The organism is Donghicola mangrovi, from assembly GCF_013377535.1.
GTDB lineage: Bacteria > Pseudomonadota > Alphaproteobacteria > Rhodobacterales > Rhodobacteraceae > Donghicola > Donghicola mangrovi.
This window is the reverse complement of record NZ_JABCJE010000015.1, coordinates 1-16,887: the sequence shown is the minus strand read 5'-3', so window position 1 is coordinate 16,887 and position 16,887 is coordinate 1. Positions and strand designations below refer to the sequence as shown.

Below are 16,887 nucleotides of genomic sequence, written 5' to 3'. Positions count from 1 at the left end.
GGGTGTGGTTGGATACCCCTCACGGCAAGATGACGCACCCGAATAGTCATGTTACCGATAATTCAATGCAGGTCTGCACTCGTTCATGGAGGTGAACGTGATCTTCATTAAAGTTGTCCACAAAAGGGCAGCTAACTGAACAAAACTGGGAACAAGATAACACTGAAAAATAATCGATTGCAGCGAGGTGAGGCAATTTCCGCGTTGTAGTTTTTGAACGGCCATTTTGGCCGAAGAATATTTTTTTGTTGTCGAGAGCATAAATCAGGGAGGTACCTATGCTCAATAAAACACTTCAATTCTCTTCTGTGATGGCGCTTTCGCTCATGGCGGGCACTGCAACTTTTGCGGAAGAAGTTGTACTCGGCTACGTTCCGGCAAGCCTTGAATACCCGTACAACGTTAATACTCAGATCGGTTTTGAGCGCGCAGCAGCAGCTGCTGGTGTTAAGACTGTTGTTCTCGATCCGCGCGGTAGCGTCGAAAAGCAAAGCAACGCGATCGACGATCTCTTGGCGCAAGGCGTTTCGGGCATTGGCTTCTTGCCGCTTGACTCGGTTGTTGCTGAATCGCTCGTTGATAAGATCGATGAAGCTGGTCTTCCTGTCGTTGCGATCGCTTCGCAGGTTGGCGACCCGAACACTCGTGCTGTCGACGATCCATACCCGACATTGAGCGCATTCGTTGCTACCGACAACTATCAGGCAGGCTATGTCTCGGGTGAGATGGCTGCGGGCCTACTTCCTAAAGGTCGCACAGCTAAAATCGCTGTCGTAGAAGGTGACCCAGCTTATGCAGTTGTGAAACTCGACAACGACGGTTTCAACGCTGCACTGAAAGACGCTGGCGCTGACTATGAAATCGTTGCTAACCAGCCGACCGACTGGACCCCGGATGCTGGTGAAGCGGTTTGCCAGAACTTCTTGACTGCTCACCCTGATCTTGACCTGATTTTCAGCCAAGCTGACGACATGGCAATCGGCTGCGCACGCGCAATCGAAGCGGCTGGTTCTGAAGTTACTCTGATTGCGACAGGCGGTGGTTCGGCTCTTGGCTACGCCGCTATCCAAGCCGGTGAAATGTACGGTTCGGTTTGCACTCGTCCGCAGCTGCTTGGTGAACTGATGTTCCAAGCGCTCTACGATGCAGTTCAGGACCCAAACACCCCGAAGGCACGTTATATCAGCTATGACATGCCGCAGATCACCAAAGAGACACTAGACGACTGCCCTGAGCAGTGGTGATTTCTTAAATAATAGGGGTGTTTGAACGGATGGAACAAAGCAATCCGATCATGCTTCTGAAGTCCGTTGCTAAAACGTTCCCTAATGGAACAATTGCTCTGCGCGGCGTCGATCTTGATGTAGCGCAGGGTAAGGTGCACGGACTGCTTGGAGCAAATGGTGCTGGTAAGTCCACTCTAATTAAGATCCTGTCAGGATCAATCAAAGCGACTGGAGGCACAATTATCTGGCGTGGCCAAGAGGTTTCTTGGAATACACCGAAAGAAGCAAATGACATTGGTATCGCTACGGTTCACCAGCATATCCCGCTGGTACCGACGCTTTCGGTGCTCGAAAACGTATTTTTGGGCAAAGATGAACTGTGGCGCAAATCCAAATCGATTTACGCCAAATATGATGCTCTGTGTGAGCAGGTAAATTACCGTATCGAGCCGAATGTTTTGGTGTCGGAACTTTCGATCGGCGCACGTCAAATGTTGGCGATTATTCAGGCTTTGGCAACAGGCGCCGACCTGATCGTACTAGATGAACCGACTGCGTCGTTGGCCGCCGAAGAGCGTGAGCTTGTGTATTCGGTTGTTCGACGACTCTCGAAGGTCGAGAATAAAGCAATTCTATTTGTGTCGCACTTCCTTGATGAAGTGCTGTCATTGACCGATCAGGTTACCATCCTTCGTGACGGTCAGGCCGTTCTTCGTGCAGAGACTTCTCAGCTCGATGAAGACACTCTTGCAGAGGCGATTGTTGGTAAAGCTATTGCCAAACTCGAACACGAAGCCGAAGAACGAGAAAGCTTCGTTCGAGGTGATGATGAACCTCGTTTGTCCATCAGAAACCTTCGTTCGGAAGGGAAATTTGCATCAGTAGACTTGGAAGTAGCCAAAGGTGAAGTGATTGGAATCGCCGGCCTCTTGGGCTCAGGTCGAAGTGAATTTCTTCATGCTATCTACGGTGCCGACCCTCAAGCAAAGGGCGAAGTCCTTTTGGATGGCAAGCTTGTACCGCGCTCTCCAGGTGGTTCAGTTGAAGCTGGTATGGGGCTTGTTCCTGAGGACCGCCTTGAACAAGGTCTCGTTCCTGACTTTGAGATTTGGCGAAATTTAACTTTGCCAATATTAGATAGAGTGTCAGCAGGCGGTTTTTTCCCAATCGCGAAGCGTGAATTTGGGCTTGCGGTCGAGGCGATCAAAAAGCTTGGTATCAAGGCCGACAGCCCAGAAATTCTTGTGAGCGAACTGAGTGGTGGCAACGCCCAGAAAGTCACAATCGCGCGGTGGCTCTTTACGGATGTGAAGGTTTTTCTTCTTGATGAGCCAACAGCTGGTATCGATATCGGAGCAAAGACTGACATTCTTCGACTGGTCCGTGAGCTCGCTGCGGAAGGCCGTACCGTAATCATTGTGTCTTCTGAGTTTGAAGAGCTTTTGGCGGTTTCCGACCGCATTCTCGCAATGCGGGACGGTACAATCGTTGCCGAGCGCAATGTCCATGAAACATCTGAACACGATCTCCTTTTGCTTTGCAGCGGTGAAGCCGCGGCAACGTCAAATGAAGCTTATGAGAACGCTTAATGGTGGCGAAGAATATGACTCAAAATAATGAAACCCCAAAGCTTGCTCAAACCGCTGCTATCAACTGGCGCAAGACCTTTGGTCTCCGAGAAATGGGCGTCTATTACGCGCTTGTGATGTTGATTGCAGTACTTGCGGTCGCGACAACGTATCTGGGTAAGTCCAATTACCTTTCGGTTATGAACCTATCGAACGTTGTTTATCAGTCGTCTCTTATTGCAATCATGGCTGTTGCTATGACGGTGGTTTTGATCAGCGGTAACTTTGACCTTTCAGTGGCATCTGTCGCGGCTCTTTCAGCGGTTATGCTCATTGGTAATGCGGATACGATCGGTTATTGGCCCGCCGTAGGTTTGGCCCTTGCGGTTGGTATGTCGATGGGCCTCTTGAACGGCGTCATTGTGCAATACGTCGGGATCAATGCCTTCATCGTGACCCTCGGCACTATGACTGCTGTGCGTGGTCTCGTCTTGATTTACACGGACGGTCGTTCACTTTCGGTTCGTGATCCAAACGTCATCGAGACGATGCGAGCATTTGAGGGCGGAAAACATGACATCTATTGGCTTGCGATTGCTTTGGGTGCAGTTCTGGCCCTCTGGGGGATTTACCAACTGATTTCCGCCAGATCAAAAGGACAACCTTTGCGGCCTGGTTATATCGGGAAGCTGCTGAGCGGTCTGGCTATGATCTTCATCGCTTATGCGTCTGGCGGTGAGCTGATCCTCCGAAATCCTGTTCTCTTTATGGGATTGTTCACGGCAGTGGTGTGGTCTGTGCTGACTTATACCAACGTTGGTCGTCGTCTCTATGCTGTGGGCGGTAATCCAGAGGCAGCGCGTCTTTCTGGCATTAACGTAACTCGATACAAACTCATGTCTTTTGTGCTGTGTTCGGGTGCTGCTGCATTTGCAGGTGTGCTTTTCGCTAGCCGCCTCCGTTCGATCAACCCGGCTGGTCTTCAGGGTGCTGAACTGACGGTTATCGCTGCTGCAATCCTCGGGGGTACTTCACTCTTTGGTGGTGCTGGTAGCGTGATCAAGACACTCGCTGGTGCATTGTTGCTCTACTCGCTCACCAATGGTTTCAACATCTTGAACCTTGGCGCAAACTATCAAGGTCTGATCGAAGGTATTGTCGTGGTGACTGCGGCTGCGATTTACACCGTCGGTGGTGGTGTATCGAGAAAGAGTTAAGTCTGAATGGAATTTTGAAATATCTGGGGCATCGCCTCGGGTATTTCTTTTTGTCAGAAAGGAAGATCCATATGTCGGCACAGTTTGACTATGCTGGAAAAGTAGCCTTTGTAACTGGGGCAGGGAGTGGGATCGGTCGCGCGACGGCACTTGCTTTTTCTGCAGCGGGTGCATCTGTATCAATTGCAGACATCAATGAACCAGGCCTCGCTGAAACGCATGACCTCATCGTCAAAGCAGGTGGTAAAGCGATCGCCAATCGATGCGATGTCACAAAATCTGCAGATATCCTTGGCGCGCTTGAAAAAACAATCGAAGCATTTGGCAAGCTCGACTTTGCTTTCAACAATGCTGGAATTGAGCAGCCGGGTGCATCGATTGTCGATCTTTCGGAAGAAATGCTCGACCGCGTTTTGGATGTGAACCTCAAGTCGGTCTTTCTGTGTATGAAGCATCAAATTCCGCTTATGCTGCAAAACGGTGGTGGCGCTATTGTGAACACCTCGTCAGGGGCGGGTGTCATCGCGATCCGTAACCAATCAGGCTACTGTGCATCCAAATTTGGTGTGACGGTTGCTTCGAAGGTCGCGGCTCTCGAATATGCTGATCAGGGTATTCGTGTGAATGCGCTTTGTCCGGGTATCATCGATACACCTATGATCGCCCGTTACACGGGGGATACCGAAGAAGGCCGGGCAGCGATTATTAAGCAAGAACCCGTAGGACGGATGGGGCGTCCCGAAGAAATCGCGGCAACGGTATTATTCCTGTGTTCACCGCAAGGTGGGTTCATAACAGGGCACGCTTTGGTTGCCGATGGCGCACAGACCGCAGGTATCTAAATCAAAATGGGGCCATCTGGCCCCATTTTTTATCCTAAGAGTTTAATGAGTTGGGTGGCGTCCGTGGCTTCTTCGAGATGCTGTGCCAGCTTAGCCGCTGTCGATATGCGATCAGTCGAAATTGGTTCTGCACTCACCGACGCACATTCTGTAAATTTTGCTATGACCTGATCCCAGTCCATTGGAGCATCAGCGTTTCCTGGGACATGGGTTCCGACCGCGAGCCAAGATCGGCCATCTTTTAGTGTGATTTCCACGCGGCCGGGAGGGAGTTCGAGAGTCCAATTCAGCTTCGGATCGTTCACCAGTTCCATTTTAGCGGCAACATTAAGTACTGCAGTGTCTTTAAGTCCCGCCGCTGTGAAATCGCTGACGCTCATTCCATTGCGGACAATGGCGGTTGCGACAAGGAAGGGTAAACTGAACTTGGCATCGGCTAGGGTGGCCGGGGCGCATCGTTCTGCCATCGGTTGGCACATCAAATCATGATAATCACCGACATGAAGTTTGATAGTTTCAATGTCCGAAAGCGCGACATTGTTTTCAGTGATGATATCGATGGCAGCCTTCATGTGGCTGTGCGCCGTTCCGACACAAGGCCAGCGCTTATAAAGCGTGCCTTCACCTAAGAAGTTCGAACCGAGGTCGGCTAGGATTTTATCGCGATCGTAACGGCCGCCGAAGTAGGAATTGAAGAAGCCGTATTGGCCTTCGAACATCTTATCGATGCCGGTTGTTCCTTTTGACGCCATTAGGGTCGCCAGAACGGCACCTTTGGAGGAAAAGCCAGCGTACATACCACGTAGATCACTACCGCGTCCCGCGATCATTTCCATGATGCCGCTGGATTGCATTGAGGCAATCCCGAGGGCATGACCAATTTGCTTTTCATCTAGGCCATAGGCCCGAGCCGCAGCCGCAGTAGCGCCAAAGACTGCAAGGACCGTTGAGAGGTTCCAGTCTTTAAGCCAACCGACATTCGTTCTTAGGCGGGCAAATATGTCTTGTCCGACTGCAACGGCTGTAATCATTTCTTTGCCAGTAATTCCGCCTCGGCGCTCGGCAACGGCCATGACTGCGGGGACTATCGAGCTGGAGCAGTGCTGGCCCCATGGAGTCTGATCATCATAATCGAGGCAATGTGCTAAAGCGCCATTCGCCAGGGCCGCCATAATTGCAGGCGCTTGTCCGCCGAACCCAATTTTTGTAGCCTCCTTTGTCCCGCCGGCTTCCTCGACAATCTCAATAATACCGCGAACGGCAGGTTCCATGCCGCTTGCCGCCAGAATGACCCCAAGCGTATCTAGCATGCTTTTTTTTGCGGCTTCTCGTGCTGACTCTGAAAGTTGGTCGAACGTGGTGTGCGCCACGGATTTTGCAAAATGATGAACTAGATCAGTATCGAAGGTCATATTGGTCCCTATTTTAGGTCTACTTCTAACTCTCCAGCGTTGATCGGAATTTCAAGTGTGCATGAGTATCCTGCGCCTGATGATTGGGTATTGGTATAATATTTCATTATACCATGTTTGAGCACGTTTTAAATGGGGGTTCAATTGGATCCTGACCGTGGGCACTCTGTGTCATAGAATTATACTATTACAAATACGGGGTAAGCTGTGCCGAAACTTGGTGGTAAAACTGTTCTGATAACTGGGGCCTTGGGGACAATTGGGCAGGCTCTCGTTAGCCACTTCCATTCAGAAGGTGCGACCGTGATTGCATCGGATCGTCCCGAAGCACCAGACGCAGCCGAGACGATTGAAAAGCTTGCACCTGGCGCGCGTTATTGGGGGATTGATCTCGCTCAACTCGGGGCACTCGAAACAGCCGTGTCTGAATTGGTTGAAGAGGTCGGTGGTATCGATATCCTCGTTAACAACGCCGCTTTTGTGATTAACAAAGGTCACGAAGAGTTTTCGATTGAGGAGTATGAGAACGAAATCCGTATTAACTCCTCTGCGGCGTTCGTTCTTACACGTGCTTGCTCAGTTCACATGAAGCAGCAGATGTATGGCAAGATCATCAACCTAACCTCACTTACACTTACGGGGGAATGGGCTGGTTTTGTGCCCTATGTAGCGTCTAAAGGCGCGATGTATGGCCTCGTCAAAGGGATGGCGCGAGAGTTAGGCAAATATAACATCAATGTTAATGGTATCTCGCCAGGCGCAGTCGTGTCCGAGGCAGAGTGGCGTCACTTTGGTGAGCGCCGCGAGAAATATCACAACTGGATTATGGAACATCAGAGCATCAAAAAACGTATCGAGCCTTCGCATATCGCTGATCTCGCTGTTTTCCTCGCTTTGCCTCAGTCCGATATGATCTCCGGACAGGACATTCGGTGTGATGGTGGTTGGTAAAAATGACTGACGCAAAACTTCTCGCGGGCGATTTCAAGTTCCTCGAAGCACCAAAATGGCGCGATGATCGACTTTGGGTCTCGGACGTCTTTGATGAAAAAGTCTTTTCGGTGGGGCTTGATGGCTCGCGCGAAGTAGTGGCTGTCGTACCAGGGCGTCCTGCGGGACAGGATTTTCTACCAGATGGTCGTCATGTGGTTATCTCGGGTAAGGATGGGACCATTCTTGAAGTTAAGAACGGCACGACTGAAGTCTATGCAGACCTTAATGGTTTGCGAAAAGGTAATCTGAACGATTTCGCGATCGACGCCCAAGGTCGTATTTATGTTGGCGATTTTGGATATGACTACGATTCAGGTGAAGAGCCTGCACCTACGAAACTCTTCCGCGTCGATTTAGACAAAACGGTTTCGATAGCTGCTGAAGGTGTGAATTTCCCCAATGGTTCGGTGATCCTCAACGATGGGCAGTTGCTTGTTGTTAACGAAACTTGGGAAGCACAGATTGTCGCGTATGACATTGCGGCTGATGGAACCCTCAGCAATCGACGCATTTTTGCAGATCTTGCTTCCTCCCAGCCAGATGGAATGTGCGCCGATGCTGAGGGAGGTGTTTGGGTCGGATGTTTTAATACTGGAGAGTTTTTAAGAGTTTTGGACGGCGGTGAAATTACGGATCGTTTTCAATTCGATGGGCGTGCGATCTCCTGCACTTTGGGTGGCAAAGATGGGAAAATGTTGTTCATGACGGTGTTTGAAGGCCCTGTAGAAGAGATTGCTACGGATGCGCGCAAGAGCGCGATCTATATGGCTCAGGTTAAAGTCGCGGGAGCGTAGATCGGAAATGGATCGTTCTATCTTGGGATTTCCCGCACTTTCGGGGATGGAATATCCTCGTCTTACTGAACAAGGTCTACTGAGTGTGGTGGAAGACTTTCAGGCCCTGCTTGGGCTTGGAGTGGCTGAGCGCGCCAAGGTCCGTGTTTTGATGACCAGCGCGTCGCGAGGATTTACGAAGGAAGTCTCTGAAGCTCTACCGAATTTGGAATTAGTGACCTCTCAAGGTGCCGGGACTGACAAGATAGATTTTGATGCTCTCGAGGACGCAAAGATTAAATTTCGTTCTATTGGTGAGGCCGTGACCGATGACGTGGCGGATCTCGCTATGGCATTTATCAATATGCTTTTCCGAAATTTACTGAATGCAGATCGTTTTGCTCGAAGTGGGGTGTGGGAACAAAAACGGTTTGAGTTAGGTGAAAGTCTGGTTGGCAAGACTGTAGGTATAGCCGGCCTCAGCGGTCGAGTTGGTCAAGCGATTGCGCTGCGGGCGCGCGCCTCAAAAATGAAGGTTACGGGGCTTGATCGTCCCTCAAATCATGGACTGGCTGAGACGCTCCATCCAGATTGGGCGTCAATGGCGTTGGCTTCGGATGTCCTAGTTCTCGCAGTGCCAGGGCATGGGTCTTTGCGGTCGGTCATCAATGCTGAAGTCTTAGAAGCCCTAGGGCCGAAAGGCTACATCGTAAATGTAGGCCGTGGCAGCCTTGTTGATACCATAGCGTTGACTGATGCGTTGGAAACTGGCGCGATTGCAGGGGCCGCACTCGATGTGTTGGCCGAAGAACCGAAAGTGCCGGAGCGGTTGCGCACCTTGAATAATGTGATCCTTTCGCCTCATATTGGAGCGCAAACATGGGGGCAAAGAGCCCGTGCGGCCGCGATCGCGGAAAATGAAATACTAGCGTTTCTGGAAAAAGCTGAAGGTTGACACGCATGGTGCATGATATTGATCCTCGCAAGTTGGTCTATTTTGCATCGGTAGTAGAGCAAGGCAGTATCAACAAAGCGGCATTGATCCATAAGATATCTCAGCCAGCAATGTCGACTTCGATGGACAGGCTCGAGTCCGAAGTCGGCCTGAAGCTCCTTGAACGTGGACCTTTAGGCATAGTCGCTACGGCTTACGGTGAGATCCTTTACTGTCACGCTCGCCTCGTTCGTGAAGAAATAGAACTTGCCCGTCAGAATTTGGCGGATGCACTGGATGGCTTAAGAGAGTCTATACGTGTTGGGGCCCTGCCGAGCCTTGCAGGAAGTGTCATTCCGACCGCTCTAAACGCTTGGAGAGCTGAACATCCCGGACTTGATCTTCAGGTAGTTGAAAACGCACAGATTGATCTTTTGCGCGGTTTGCTTCGGCGTGATTTTGATTTTGTGGTCGGTTTCACTGAAGTTTTTGATATCTTGGACGGCCTTCGACAAAAGGTGCTGTTCAGGGACCGGCAATGCGTTCTCGCTCGTCCAGATCACCCATTGGTGCAGGCAGATGAAATTGCTTGGTCTGATTTGATGTCTTACCCTTGGGTGGCGCCAACTTCGCGGCGGACGCATACCGTGATCGAACATATTATGACGACGATGAACGTGGGTCCTCCGTCGCAAGTCACTGTGTGTGGTACCGTATCGCTTTTGATTTCGGTCGTAGCAGAGTCTGACCATTTGGCTCTTTTGCCAGAACATGCGGTCAGGCAGGAACTTGAAATCGGACGATTAGTGGCGCTTCCGTTTGCCGATCCCGTCTTACACAGAAATATCGCGATGTTCTTCCGCGAGGGTTACACGATGGATGAGCCTCGTCAAGATTTGGTTTCCAAGATCCGTGAAGCTGGTCTTGAGCTAACATCCGATAGATACGCGCAGTCTGATTAGACTTCTGGGTTCGATTTGATTGCGATGTCACTGGTTGATGGGAGCCGATGACGCTCTATCAGTCTGCGCACGATTGGCATTTTTCCATCTTCGCAGAGCGCTCGAATTTCCTTCGAGATTTCGGCATCCGCTTGGGTAGGGCGCTGATTGCATCGGAGATATTCGCCCCATGTCGGGAACGTGTAACTTTCTTTCCAAATTGCGGGTTCTTCAATATCGCGCAGTAGAACCCACTCGCGAGCTCCGTCACGTAGTTTTACGCGTCGGCGCTGGTTGAGTTGCATTAAAAAAGCTTCTGAATTCGCCTCAGGGATCAGGTATTCAACCGTAACTCGGACTGGACCACTGCGATTTGTTATTTCTAGGTGCGGCTCTGGCTCAACAAAACGGTTTAATGGGTCAAGGTTTACCACACGATAGGTCGGCATTCGAATGATGAAACCGATTGATAGACCGATAAACGACGCGACAGCGGCGAGTAAGAGTGCGTTAGGGGTGCTCCACTTTTCAGCGCAGACACCCCAAATCCATCCGCCAGCAGTCATGCCACCGAAGGAAGCGGTTTGATAGATCGAGAGAACACGTCCGACTACCCAGCGGGGAGTGTTCAGCTGCACAACGACATTGAAGAGTGATAGAGCGAGGACCCAACATGCGCCCGCGGGTATGACGATAAGTCCTGTTAGCCATGCGTAGGGACTTAATGCGACGCCGACCATACTGAACCCCAGTCCTGAAAAGGCTATGCGTATAATGGTTTCTGATGAATAGTTTGCCCGAAGTTTGGCATTCGCTATCCCTGCTCCGAGAGCGCCGACGCCATAGGCGCCCAGCAAAATACCATAAGTCATTGCGTCACCGGAAAGTTGATCTCGTGTGACGAGCGGAAGTAGGGCGAGGATGCTAATTGCGGACACGCCGAACGCAAAACCACGTAAGATCACTCGCGTGATTTCAGGCGACATAACAACGTAGCGAATACCTGCGCGGATTGCCCGAGTGAAATTTTCGGGCTCTTTTGGGATGGATGCGTCTCTCTTAAATAGCCGTAAAGCGAGTATCATCGGGATAAAACTGATTGCGTTAAACGCGAATGCACTGGCTGCTCCAAAGAGCGCAACGATGACACCTCCGACTGCGGGGCCAACACTACGGGTTAAGTTAAGACCCATCGAATTGAGAGTAACGGCATCCGCAATTTGAGTTCGCTCAACCACATCACCGACAGAGGCCTGCCATGACGGTGTGTGTAGAGCCGTTCCGCAGCCCAGTAAGAACGTGACTATTAGCAATAAATATGGCGTGATTGACCCTGAGAATACCGAAAAGGCCAAGACGGTTGCTGCGCCCATCATTAAGATTTGGGCAATTAAGAGTACTTTACTGCGGTCATATTGATCGGCGAGAACCCCAGATAGGACGGAAAAAATCATAACGGGTAAAGTCGTTGCGGCCTGAACGTAAGAGACCATAGCATCGTTCGTCACGAGCATTGCCATCAGCCATCCCGCGCCGACGGTATGGACCATGGTGCCGAGGTTTGAGGCAATGCCGCCGACCCAGAGTGCTCGAAAAGTGCGATTTTTTAGAATGTCGGTAAGAGATGCGTCTGCCATTGCTATGACCCAAAACGAGAAAGCCGCACCGCAAAAATTGCGGTGCGGCCAAAAATTCGACCGAAGCCGCAGCCCTTAGAATTTAGGCAGCAGGATCGAAATCATCAGAACATCTTCGTTCGCGACGATGTCTGCGGGTTTGTCCGAGGGAAGAAGCTCGATACCAGTTTTGGGGCCATAAGTTTGTCCGTCGACTGTGATTGAGCCTTCGCTCATGAAGAGCACTTCGATTTGGTCACGCGACCCAGTGTTGAATGTGGCGCCTTTGGAAATTTTGATGAAACCGAGGCGGTTGTTGCGTTCGGTGAAAGACGCGACATGCTTGGTTTGAACGCCTTCTTGGCCGCTTTCGAGCCATTCGTAGTTGGCGGGATCAAGCATAACGACGTCGTCATAGCGCGGTGGATGGAAGGTCAGCTTTTTGCCGGTAGCTTCTTCGAAACATGCTGCAGAACCGTCCATGTTATGTTTTTGGCCCTTCTCGTCGATCCAAGTGAAGATACCGTCTTTGAATGTGCCTTTGGCTTCGAGTGCCTTGTTGGCAGCCTCGCGCTCAGGAGTGCTGAGGAAGCCCGAACCCGAGGCACCACCGAACTGAATAACCATCATTTCAAGACCTTCGGGGCGGTCTTGCGGACCATAGTGAACGCTTTCTGGGAAGTAGGCGACTGAGCCTTCCTTCATGATCTTATGCGGGGAAGCCGGGTACTCGCCTTTAAGCACATAGCGAATTTGGTCGAAGTTGTGGCGGTGACGAGGAGTCCCCCAACCACCTGAACCAGTTAGACCAACGTTGAGTAGGTAGTTGTTCGGCGAGCCGTCCTCACCCGTCAGCAAGAATTTTTGATCCAGTTTGCCAACGCGCATCGAGCCAACGCTGCCACCTTCTGATTTTGTTGCTTCCGAAATACGCATTTCTGACTCCTCTACGATCGGGGCAATATTCGGATTTTCCGAAATCTGCTCTGGCGTGAGTTAACTTCATCAGTTGCTCAGACGGAATGGGGCGTGTTTTTGGGATATAACTTTGAGATATATCCTTTTTTTCTGCTGCTCTCGGTTGGCTTGCCAAATGATCCATCAAATTTCAGAAAAGAGAGGCACGACGGAAAAGCTCCGAAAATCTAAATAGCACTTAAAGGCCAATTCTATGCCCGAAATTGAAATCCCCTGTCGAAATCGAATGAAGGAGAAGATGGCTTCGGGGCATTTGGCAGTAGGTATGCTCGTTCGTATTTTACGAGGGGTTGAAGTCGCAGCTATTGCCCGAAGTGCAGGGTTCGATTGTGTTTACATCGATATGGAGCACAATAGCTTTTCTCTTGAGACGGTTGGCCAAATCTCGATTGCTGCAACCGCTCTAGGTGTGACGCCGATCGTCCGAGTGCCTGGTGTCGATCCTGCCTTCATCTCCCGAACATTGGAGACTGGGGCCCAAGGCGTCATCATTCCTCATATGGAAACCCGTGAAGACGCAGAGCGTGTTGTTCAAGCCGCCAAGTTCCCCCCGATGGGGCAGCGTTCTTTGCTGGGCATCAATCCACACACTCTATTTCGCGGCGGCCCCGCTGCTGAGCTGATGGAAAAAATGAACGAAGCAACTTTGGTTGTGGGAATGATTGAGTCCATTGAGGCGGTTGAAGCGGCCGAGGAAATTGCGTCGGTTGAAGGGTTGGACATGCTGATTGTTGGGACGAACGATCTCTGCAATTCGCTTGGAGTGCCAGGTCAACACGACCATCCCGACGTAAAATCGGCATACGTTAAGGTCGCCGCAGCATGCAAAAAACATGGCGTCTATCTCGGTGTTGGGGGGCTTAATTCCCGCCCTGAAATCGCAAAAGAGATGATCATGCTCGGTGCAAGTTACATCTCAGCCGGCAGCGATGGTGGGTTCCTAATGAACGCTGCCGCCGAAACCGCAAAATACTATCGCTCACTTTGATCGACATGATCGATAGCAAGAATTCTGCCGAGGAGGACAGATCGTGACAGGTTCAAATGTGGTCAAAGCACCGCAAGATTCAGGCGTTCCCGAATATGCACGTGATTTTGGCGTCACCGATCGCGTCGTCATCATCACTGGTGGCGGGCAAGGGATTGGTCGAGAAATGGCGCGCCAATTTGGTGCGTCCGGCGCAGTCGTCGTTGTGGCAGATTTGAACGGAGCCAATGCCGAAGGCGTTGCTGCTGAAGTTCAAAAAGAAGGCGGGCGTGCTCTTGGCTTGAAAGTTGACGTATCGGATGAGACCTCTGTCAATTTGATGGTCGATGAAGTCGTGAAGGCTTTCGGTCGTGTCGACGTACTCGTGAATAACGCTGCCATCTTCGCGACCCTCGATAAACGCAAATTCTTCGATATTCCGACGGCGGAATGGGACACCGTTATGCGTGTCAACGTCAATGGATGCTTCTTTGCCTCTCGTGCTGTTGTGCCCGCTATGCGAGCTCAAGGCTGGGGACGTATTATCAACGTAGGATCAACCGCGGTCACACGCGGTGTCGGCAATTATCTCCACTATGTAACATCCAAATCAGCAATGATTGGTTTTACGGCATCCATGTCTCGTGAACTTGGCGAGTTTGGTATCAATGTAAACTGCGTTCGACTTGGTCCGACTGCGACAGAGGTTGATCGAACCCACAATCCTACGACTGATTTGCGGAGTTCGCAGATGGCACAGCAATGCATCAAAGCAGGGCTTCAGCCACCTGATATTATTGGTGCGTTCATGTTCCTCGCGTCGCCTGCATCAAGAATGATTACGGGCCAGACGATTGCGGTGGATGCCGGCTATACTCACAACGGATGATCATGAAACATTACGATAAAATCTACATCGGCGGCGAGTGGGTCACTCCCTCGACCAATAATATTCGAGAGATTGTAAACCCGACGACAGGGGAGGTTATTGCCACGACCTGTCAGGGTAACGCCATCGATGTAGATCGTGCGGCTCATGCTGCGCGTGCTGCTTTCGAGAGTTTTTCCAAGTCGACACCAGTTGAGCGGGCGGAGATTATTGATCGGATTATCGTCGCGTACGAGAAACGGACCGAGGAATTTTCGCAAACCATTGCCATTGAGGCGGGTATCCCAGTTAGTTCGAAGGCGCAGGTTCATGGTCCTTTGGATCACATGCAAGTAGCCAAAGAACTTTTGCTTTCTTATCCCTTCGAGCGTCGAATTGCGGAGACTGTTGTTCGCCGAGAGGCAGTTGGTGTAACGGCTCAGATTTCGCCATGGAACTGGCCAATTCAAACGCCTGTCATTAAATTTATCTATGCTCTTGCAGCTGGTTGCACATCTGTAGTCAAACCAAGCGACAATTCTCCTCTATGTGCTTTGTTGCTCGCTGAGGTCATGCATGAAGCCGAGGTGCCTCCGGGCGTCTTTAACCTTGTTGTTGGAAAAGGTTATGTCGTCGGTGAAGCGATGGCATCCCATCCCGACATTGATTTGATTTCCTTTACTGGCTCCACTGGTGCGGGTGCACGTGTAGCGGAGACGGCTGCGCGCACGATTAAGCGCACTTCTCTTGAGTTGGGTGGGAAATCAGCCAATATCGTGCTGCCGAGCGCAGACATAGAAAAGGCGGCGCGCTGGAATATTCAGCGGTGTTTCTTCAATACAGGTCAATCATGTCACGCCCCGAGCCGTATGCTCGTTCACAGAGATCAGCTTGAGGAGGCTTTAGGCTATCTCGCAGATGAGGCTGCCAAGTACGTGATTGGCGATCCGAGTGATCCTTCGACCACGCTTGGCCCTGCCGCAAACTTAGCGCAATTTGAGACAATTCAGCGCTATATTCAAAGTGGAATTGATGAGGGAGCGAGGCTCGTTTGTGGTGGGACAGGTTTGCCGGAAGGTCTGACACAGGGCCTCTTCGTCCGTCCGACGGTATTTGCAGATGTGACGCCTGACATGGCGATCTCCCGCGAAGAGATCTTTGGACCTGTGCTGTCGGTTATAACCTATGAGACCGTCGATGAGGCGCTTGAGATCGCGAATGACTCAATTTTCGGGCTAGGTGGCTATGTCTTTGGCGGTAACCCTGAAGAAGACTACGAAGTTTGTTCGGCGCTTCGGGCGGGGCGGATTGCCTACAACGGCTTCGCAACCAATTCTCTGACACCGATGGGTGGCTACAAACAGTCAGGCATTGGCCGTTCGATGGGTGTGTTTGGACTCGAAGAATACCTTGAGATCAAGTCTGTCTATGGGTTTGGCGAACACGCCTCTTCGCTCTCGAGCATTATCTAAAACGTATCACGCGCGCAGGAGACAACAATGGCAGACAAACAGGTTATTGGCTTCATCGGTCTTGGGTTCATGGGGCATGGGATGGCGAAAAACATTCGTCAGGCTGGTTATGAACTCTGGATTAAGGGGCGTAAAAATCGCACCCCGATCGATAATCTATTGGCGATGGGTGCCAATGAAGCAACGTCTCCCCGTGAGATGGCCGAAAAATGTGACGTGATCCATCTTTGCCTTTCGACCTCCGCTCAAGTTGAGGCAACTATGTTGGGTGAAGATGGCATCTTAGCGGGTGCTCGACCGGGTCTAATCGTTGTTGACGCCTCGACAGCAGATCCGGCTTCTACAGAGCGTATGGCTAAGGCTTTGGCTGAAAAAGGCGGTTCCTACGTTGATGCGCCTCTGGGTGGCACGCCTGTTCAAGCAGAAGAAGGTACTTTGAGCGCAATGGTTGGTGCGGATGCAGCGGCCTTTGATGCGGTGCTACCTGTTATCCAAACCTGGGCAAAGACGATCACCCATGTCGGTGAAGTTGGCGCTGGCCATAAGATGAAGCTTCTTATGAATTTCATCGGGCTGAGCTACGGTGCACTCTTCTCCGAGGCATCGGTGTTGGCTGCAAAAGTGGGGATATCACCTGCTGTTTTCCGTGAAGTCATTTCACCAAGCCGTATGGGTAACGGTTTTTTCGAGACTTTCATGGCGTACGTTGTAGACCGTGATCGGGATTCTCACAAATTCACCATCGAAAATGCCGCTAAAGACATGGGGTATTTGAACGATATGGCCACTGGTGCTGGCGTTATGAACGTTATGGCTGGTGCCGCCCGTCAATACTATCTTCACGCCATGTCGACTGGTCATGATCAGGACTATGTACCTCATTTGAGTGATCGCGTTGCAGCGTTGAATGGGATCGATCTGGCTGATTTTGCTAAGAAATGAACGACGTCTAGAACATAGTTCCAAAACGTTAGAATGGAAAACGGCTCCAACGTTTGGAGCCGTTTTTTGTTCCTGATGCTCTGCCTGCTGAAAACTGGACCATTTGAAGCTGGAGTTTTCGGGTAGTCTTTCCTGGCT

15 protein-coding genes are annotated in these 16,887 nt (G+C 51.0%); 12 read left to right on the top strand and 3 right to left on the bottom strand.

Annotation, left to right across the window (positions count from 1 at the left end; all coding sequences use genetic code 11):
- Positions 1–278: 278 nt before the first annotated feature.
- The 4 genes from HJ536_RS18880 (at position 279) to HJ536_RS18865 (ending at position 4,853) form a co-directional block, all read left to right on the top strand.
- A complete protein-coding gene (locus HJ536_RS18880; RefSeq protein ID WP_177158967.1) occupies positions 279–1,244 on the top strand; it encodes a sugar ABC transporter substrate-binding protein in 966 nt (321 codons plus the stop codon).
- Between the two features lie 29 nt (positions 1,245–1,273).
- A complete protein-coding gene (locus HJ536_RS18875; protein ID WP_228028819.1) occupies positions 1,274–2,815 on the top strand; it encodes a sugar ABC transporter ATP-binding protein in 1,542 nt (513 codons plus the stop codon).
- The gene (locus HJ536_RS18870) at positions 2,815–4,011 is read left to right on the top strand and encodes an ABC transporter permease (protein WP_228028818.1); all 1,197 of its coding nucleotides are present in this window, start codon (positions 2,815–2,817) and stop codon (positions 4,009–4,011) included. Before HJ536_RS18875 ends, HJ536_RS18870 begins: the two co-directional genes overlap by 1 nt.
- 71 nt (positions 4,012–4,082) lie before the next feature.
- Positions 4,083–4,853 carry a glucose 1-dehydrogenase gene (locus HJ536_RS18865; protein ID WP_177158966.1) on the top strand — a complete coding sequence of 257 codons (771 nt, stop codon included), beginning with the start codon at positions 4,083–4,085 and terminating at the stop codon, positions 4,851–4,853.
- 29 nt (positions 4,854–4,882) lie between these two features.
- On the opposite strand, the gene HJ536_RS18860 is transcribed toward HJ536_RS18865, so the two are convergent.
- Positions 4,883–6,265, bottom strand: coding sequence for an MmgE/PrpD family protein (locus HJ536_RS18860; RefSeq protein ID WP_177158965.1), 1,383 nt, complete (start codon positions 6,263–6,265; stop codon positions 4,883–4,885).
- A gap of 207 nt (positions 6,266–6,472) precedes the next feature.
- Between HJ536_RS18860 and HJ536_RS18855 the strand changes: the two genes are divergently transcribed.
- Genes HJ536_RS18855 through HJ536_RS18840 form a run of 4 tightly spaced genes read left to right on the top strand, consistent with a single transcriptional unit; the run spans position 6,473 to position 9,927 of the window.
- Entirely contained in the window at positions 6,473–7,216 is a 744-nt protein-coding gene (locus HJ536_RS18855) for an SDR family oxidoreductase (protein WP_177158964.1), read from the top strand.
- A gap of 2 nt (positions 7,217–7,218) precedes the next feature.
- On the top strand, positions 7,219–8,052 hold the full coding sequence (locus HJ536_RS18850; protein WP_177158963.1) for an SMP-30/gluconolactonase/LRE family protein: 834 nt from the start codon (positions 7,219–7,221) through the stop codon (positions 8,050–8,052).
- 7 nt (positions 8,053–8,059) lie between these two features.
- Positions 8,060–8,986: an NAD(P)-dependent oxidoreductase gene (locus tag HJ536_RS18845; protein ID WP_177158962.1), complete on the top strand. Its 927-nt coding sequence runs from the start codon at positions 8,060–8,062 to the stop codon at positions 8,984–8,986.
- Between the two features lie 5 nt (positions 8,987–8,991).
- The gene (locus tag HJ536_RS18840; protein ID WP_177158961.1) at positions 8,992–9,927 is read left to right on the top strand and encodes a LysR family transcriptional regulator; all 936 of its coding nucleotides are present in this window, start codon (positions 8,992–8,994) and stop codon (positions 9,925–9,927) included.
- Here the strand turns inward: HJ536_RS18840 and HJ536_RS18835 are convergent.
- Positions 9,924–11,543, bottom strand: coding sequence for an MFS transporter (locus HJ536_RS18835; RefSeq protein ID WP_177158960.1), 1,620 nt, complete (start codon positions 11,541–11,543; stop codon positions 9,924–9,926). The two genes, HJ536_RS18840 and HJ536_RS18835, sit on opposite strands and share 4 nt — an antisense overlap.
- Before the next feature lie 75 nt (positions 11,544–11,618).
- Positions 11,619–12,458, bottom strand: a complete 840-nt coding sequence (locus HJ536_RS18830) for a cupin domain-containing protein (RefSeq protein ID WP_177158959.1) — start codon at positions 12,456–12,458, stop codon at positions 11,619–11,621.
- A 235-nt stretch (positions 12,459–12,693) separates the two neighbouring features.
- Between HJ536_RS18830 and HJ536_RS18825 the strand changes: the two genes are divergently transcribed.
- From HJ536_RS18825 to HJ536_RS18810, 4 genes are read left to right on the top strand one after another with little or no spacing between them, the layout of a single operon-like run.
- Positions 12,694–13,488, top strand: coding sequence for an HpcH/HpaI aldolase family protein (locus HJ536_RS18825; protein WP_228028817.1), 795 nt, complete (start codon positions 12,694–12,696; stop codon positions 13,486–13,488).
- A 43-nt stretch (positions 13,489–13,531) separates the two neighbouring features.
- On the top strand, positions 13,532–14,356 hold the full coding sequence (locus tag HJ536_RS18820; RefSeq protein WP_338082461.1) for an SDR family NAD(P)-dependent oxidoreductase: 825 nt from the start codon (positions 13,532–13,534) through the stop codon (positions 14,354–14,356).
- A gap of 2 nt (positions 14,357–14,358) precedes the next feature.
- Positions 14,359–15,807, top strand: a complete 1,449-nt coding sequence (locus HJ536_RS18815; protein ID WP_177158958.1) for an aldehyde dehydrogenase family protein — start codon at positions 14,359–14,361, stop codon at positions 15,805–15,807.
- 27 nt (positions 15,808–15,834) lie between these two features.
- Complete coding sequence (locus tag HJ536_RS18810) at positions 15,835–16,749, top strand: NAD(P)-dependent oxidoreductase (protein WP_177158957.1); 915 nt, start codon at positions 15,835–15,837, stop codon at positions 16,747–16,749.
- Positions 16,750–16,887 lie beyond the last annotated feature (138 nt).

What these genes read in the sequence shown, in the direction of transcription:
- HJ536_RS18880 (WP_177158967.1), top strand. Translation starts at nt 279, where the DNA reads ATGCTCAATAAAACACTTCAATTCTCTTCTGTGATGGCGCTTTCGCTC.
- HJ536_RS18875 (WP_228028819.1), top strand. Translation starts at nt 1,274, where the DNA reads ATGGAACAAAGCAATCCGATCATGCTTCTGAAGTCCGTTGCTAAAACG.
- HJ536_RS18870 (WP_228028818.1), top strand. Translation starts at nt 2,815, where the DNA reads ATGGTGGCGAAGAATATGACTCAAAATAATGAAACCCCAAAGCTTGCT.
- HJ536_RS18865 (WP_177158966.1), top strand. Translation starts at nt 4,083, where the DNA reads ATGTCGGCACAGTTTGACTATGCTGGAAAAGTAGCCTTTGTAACTGGG.
- HJ536_RS18860 (WP_177158965.1), bottom strand. Translation starts at nt 6,265, where the DNA reads ATGACCTTCGATACTGATCTAGTTCATCATTTTGCAAAATCCGTGGCG.
- HJ536_RS18850 (WP_177158963.1), top strand. Translation starts at nt 7,219, where the DNA reads ATGACTGACGCAAAACTTCTCGCGGGCGATTTCAAGTTCCTCGAAGCA.
- HJ536_RS18845 (WP_177158962.1), top strand. Translation starts at nt 8,060, where the DNA reads ATGGATCGTTCTATCTTGGGATTTCCCGCACTTTCGGGGATGGAATAT.
- HJ536_RS18840 (WP_177158961.1), top strand. Translation starts at nt 8,992, where the DNA reads ATGGTGCATGATATTGATCCTCGCAAGTTGGTCTATTTTGCATCGGTA.
- HJ536_RS18835 (WP_177158960.1), bottom strand. Translation starts at nt 11,543, where the DNA reads ATGGCAGACGCATCTCTTACCGACATTCTAAAAAATCGCACTTTTCGA.
- HJ536_RS18830 (WP_177158959.1), bottom strand. Translation starts at nt 12,458, where the DNA reads ATGCGTATTTCGGAAGCAACAAAATCAGAAGGTGGCAGCGTTGGCTCG.
- HJ536_RS18825 (WP_228028817.1), top strand. Translation starts at nt 12,694, where the DNA reads ATGCCCGAAATTGAAATCCCCTGTCGAAATCGAATGAAGGAGAAGATG.
- HJ536_RS18815 (WP_177158958.1), top strand. Translation starts at nt 14,359, where the DNA reads ATGAAACATTACGATAAAATCTACATCGGCGGCGAGTGGGTCACTCCC.
- HJ536_RS18810 (WP_177158957.1), top strand. Translation starts at nt 15,835, where the DNA reads ATGGCAGACAAACAGGTTATTGGCTTCATCGGTCTTGGGTTCATGGGG.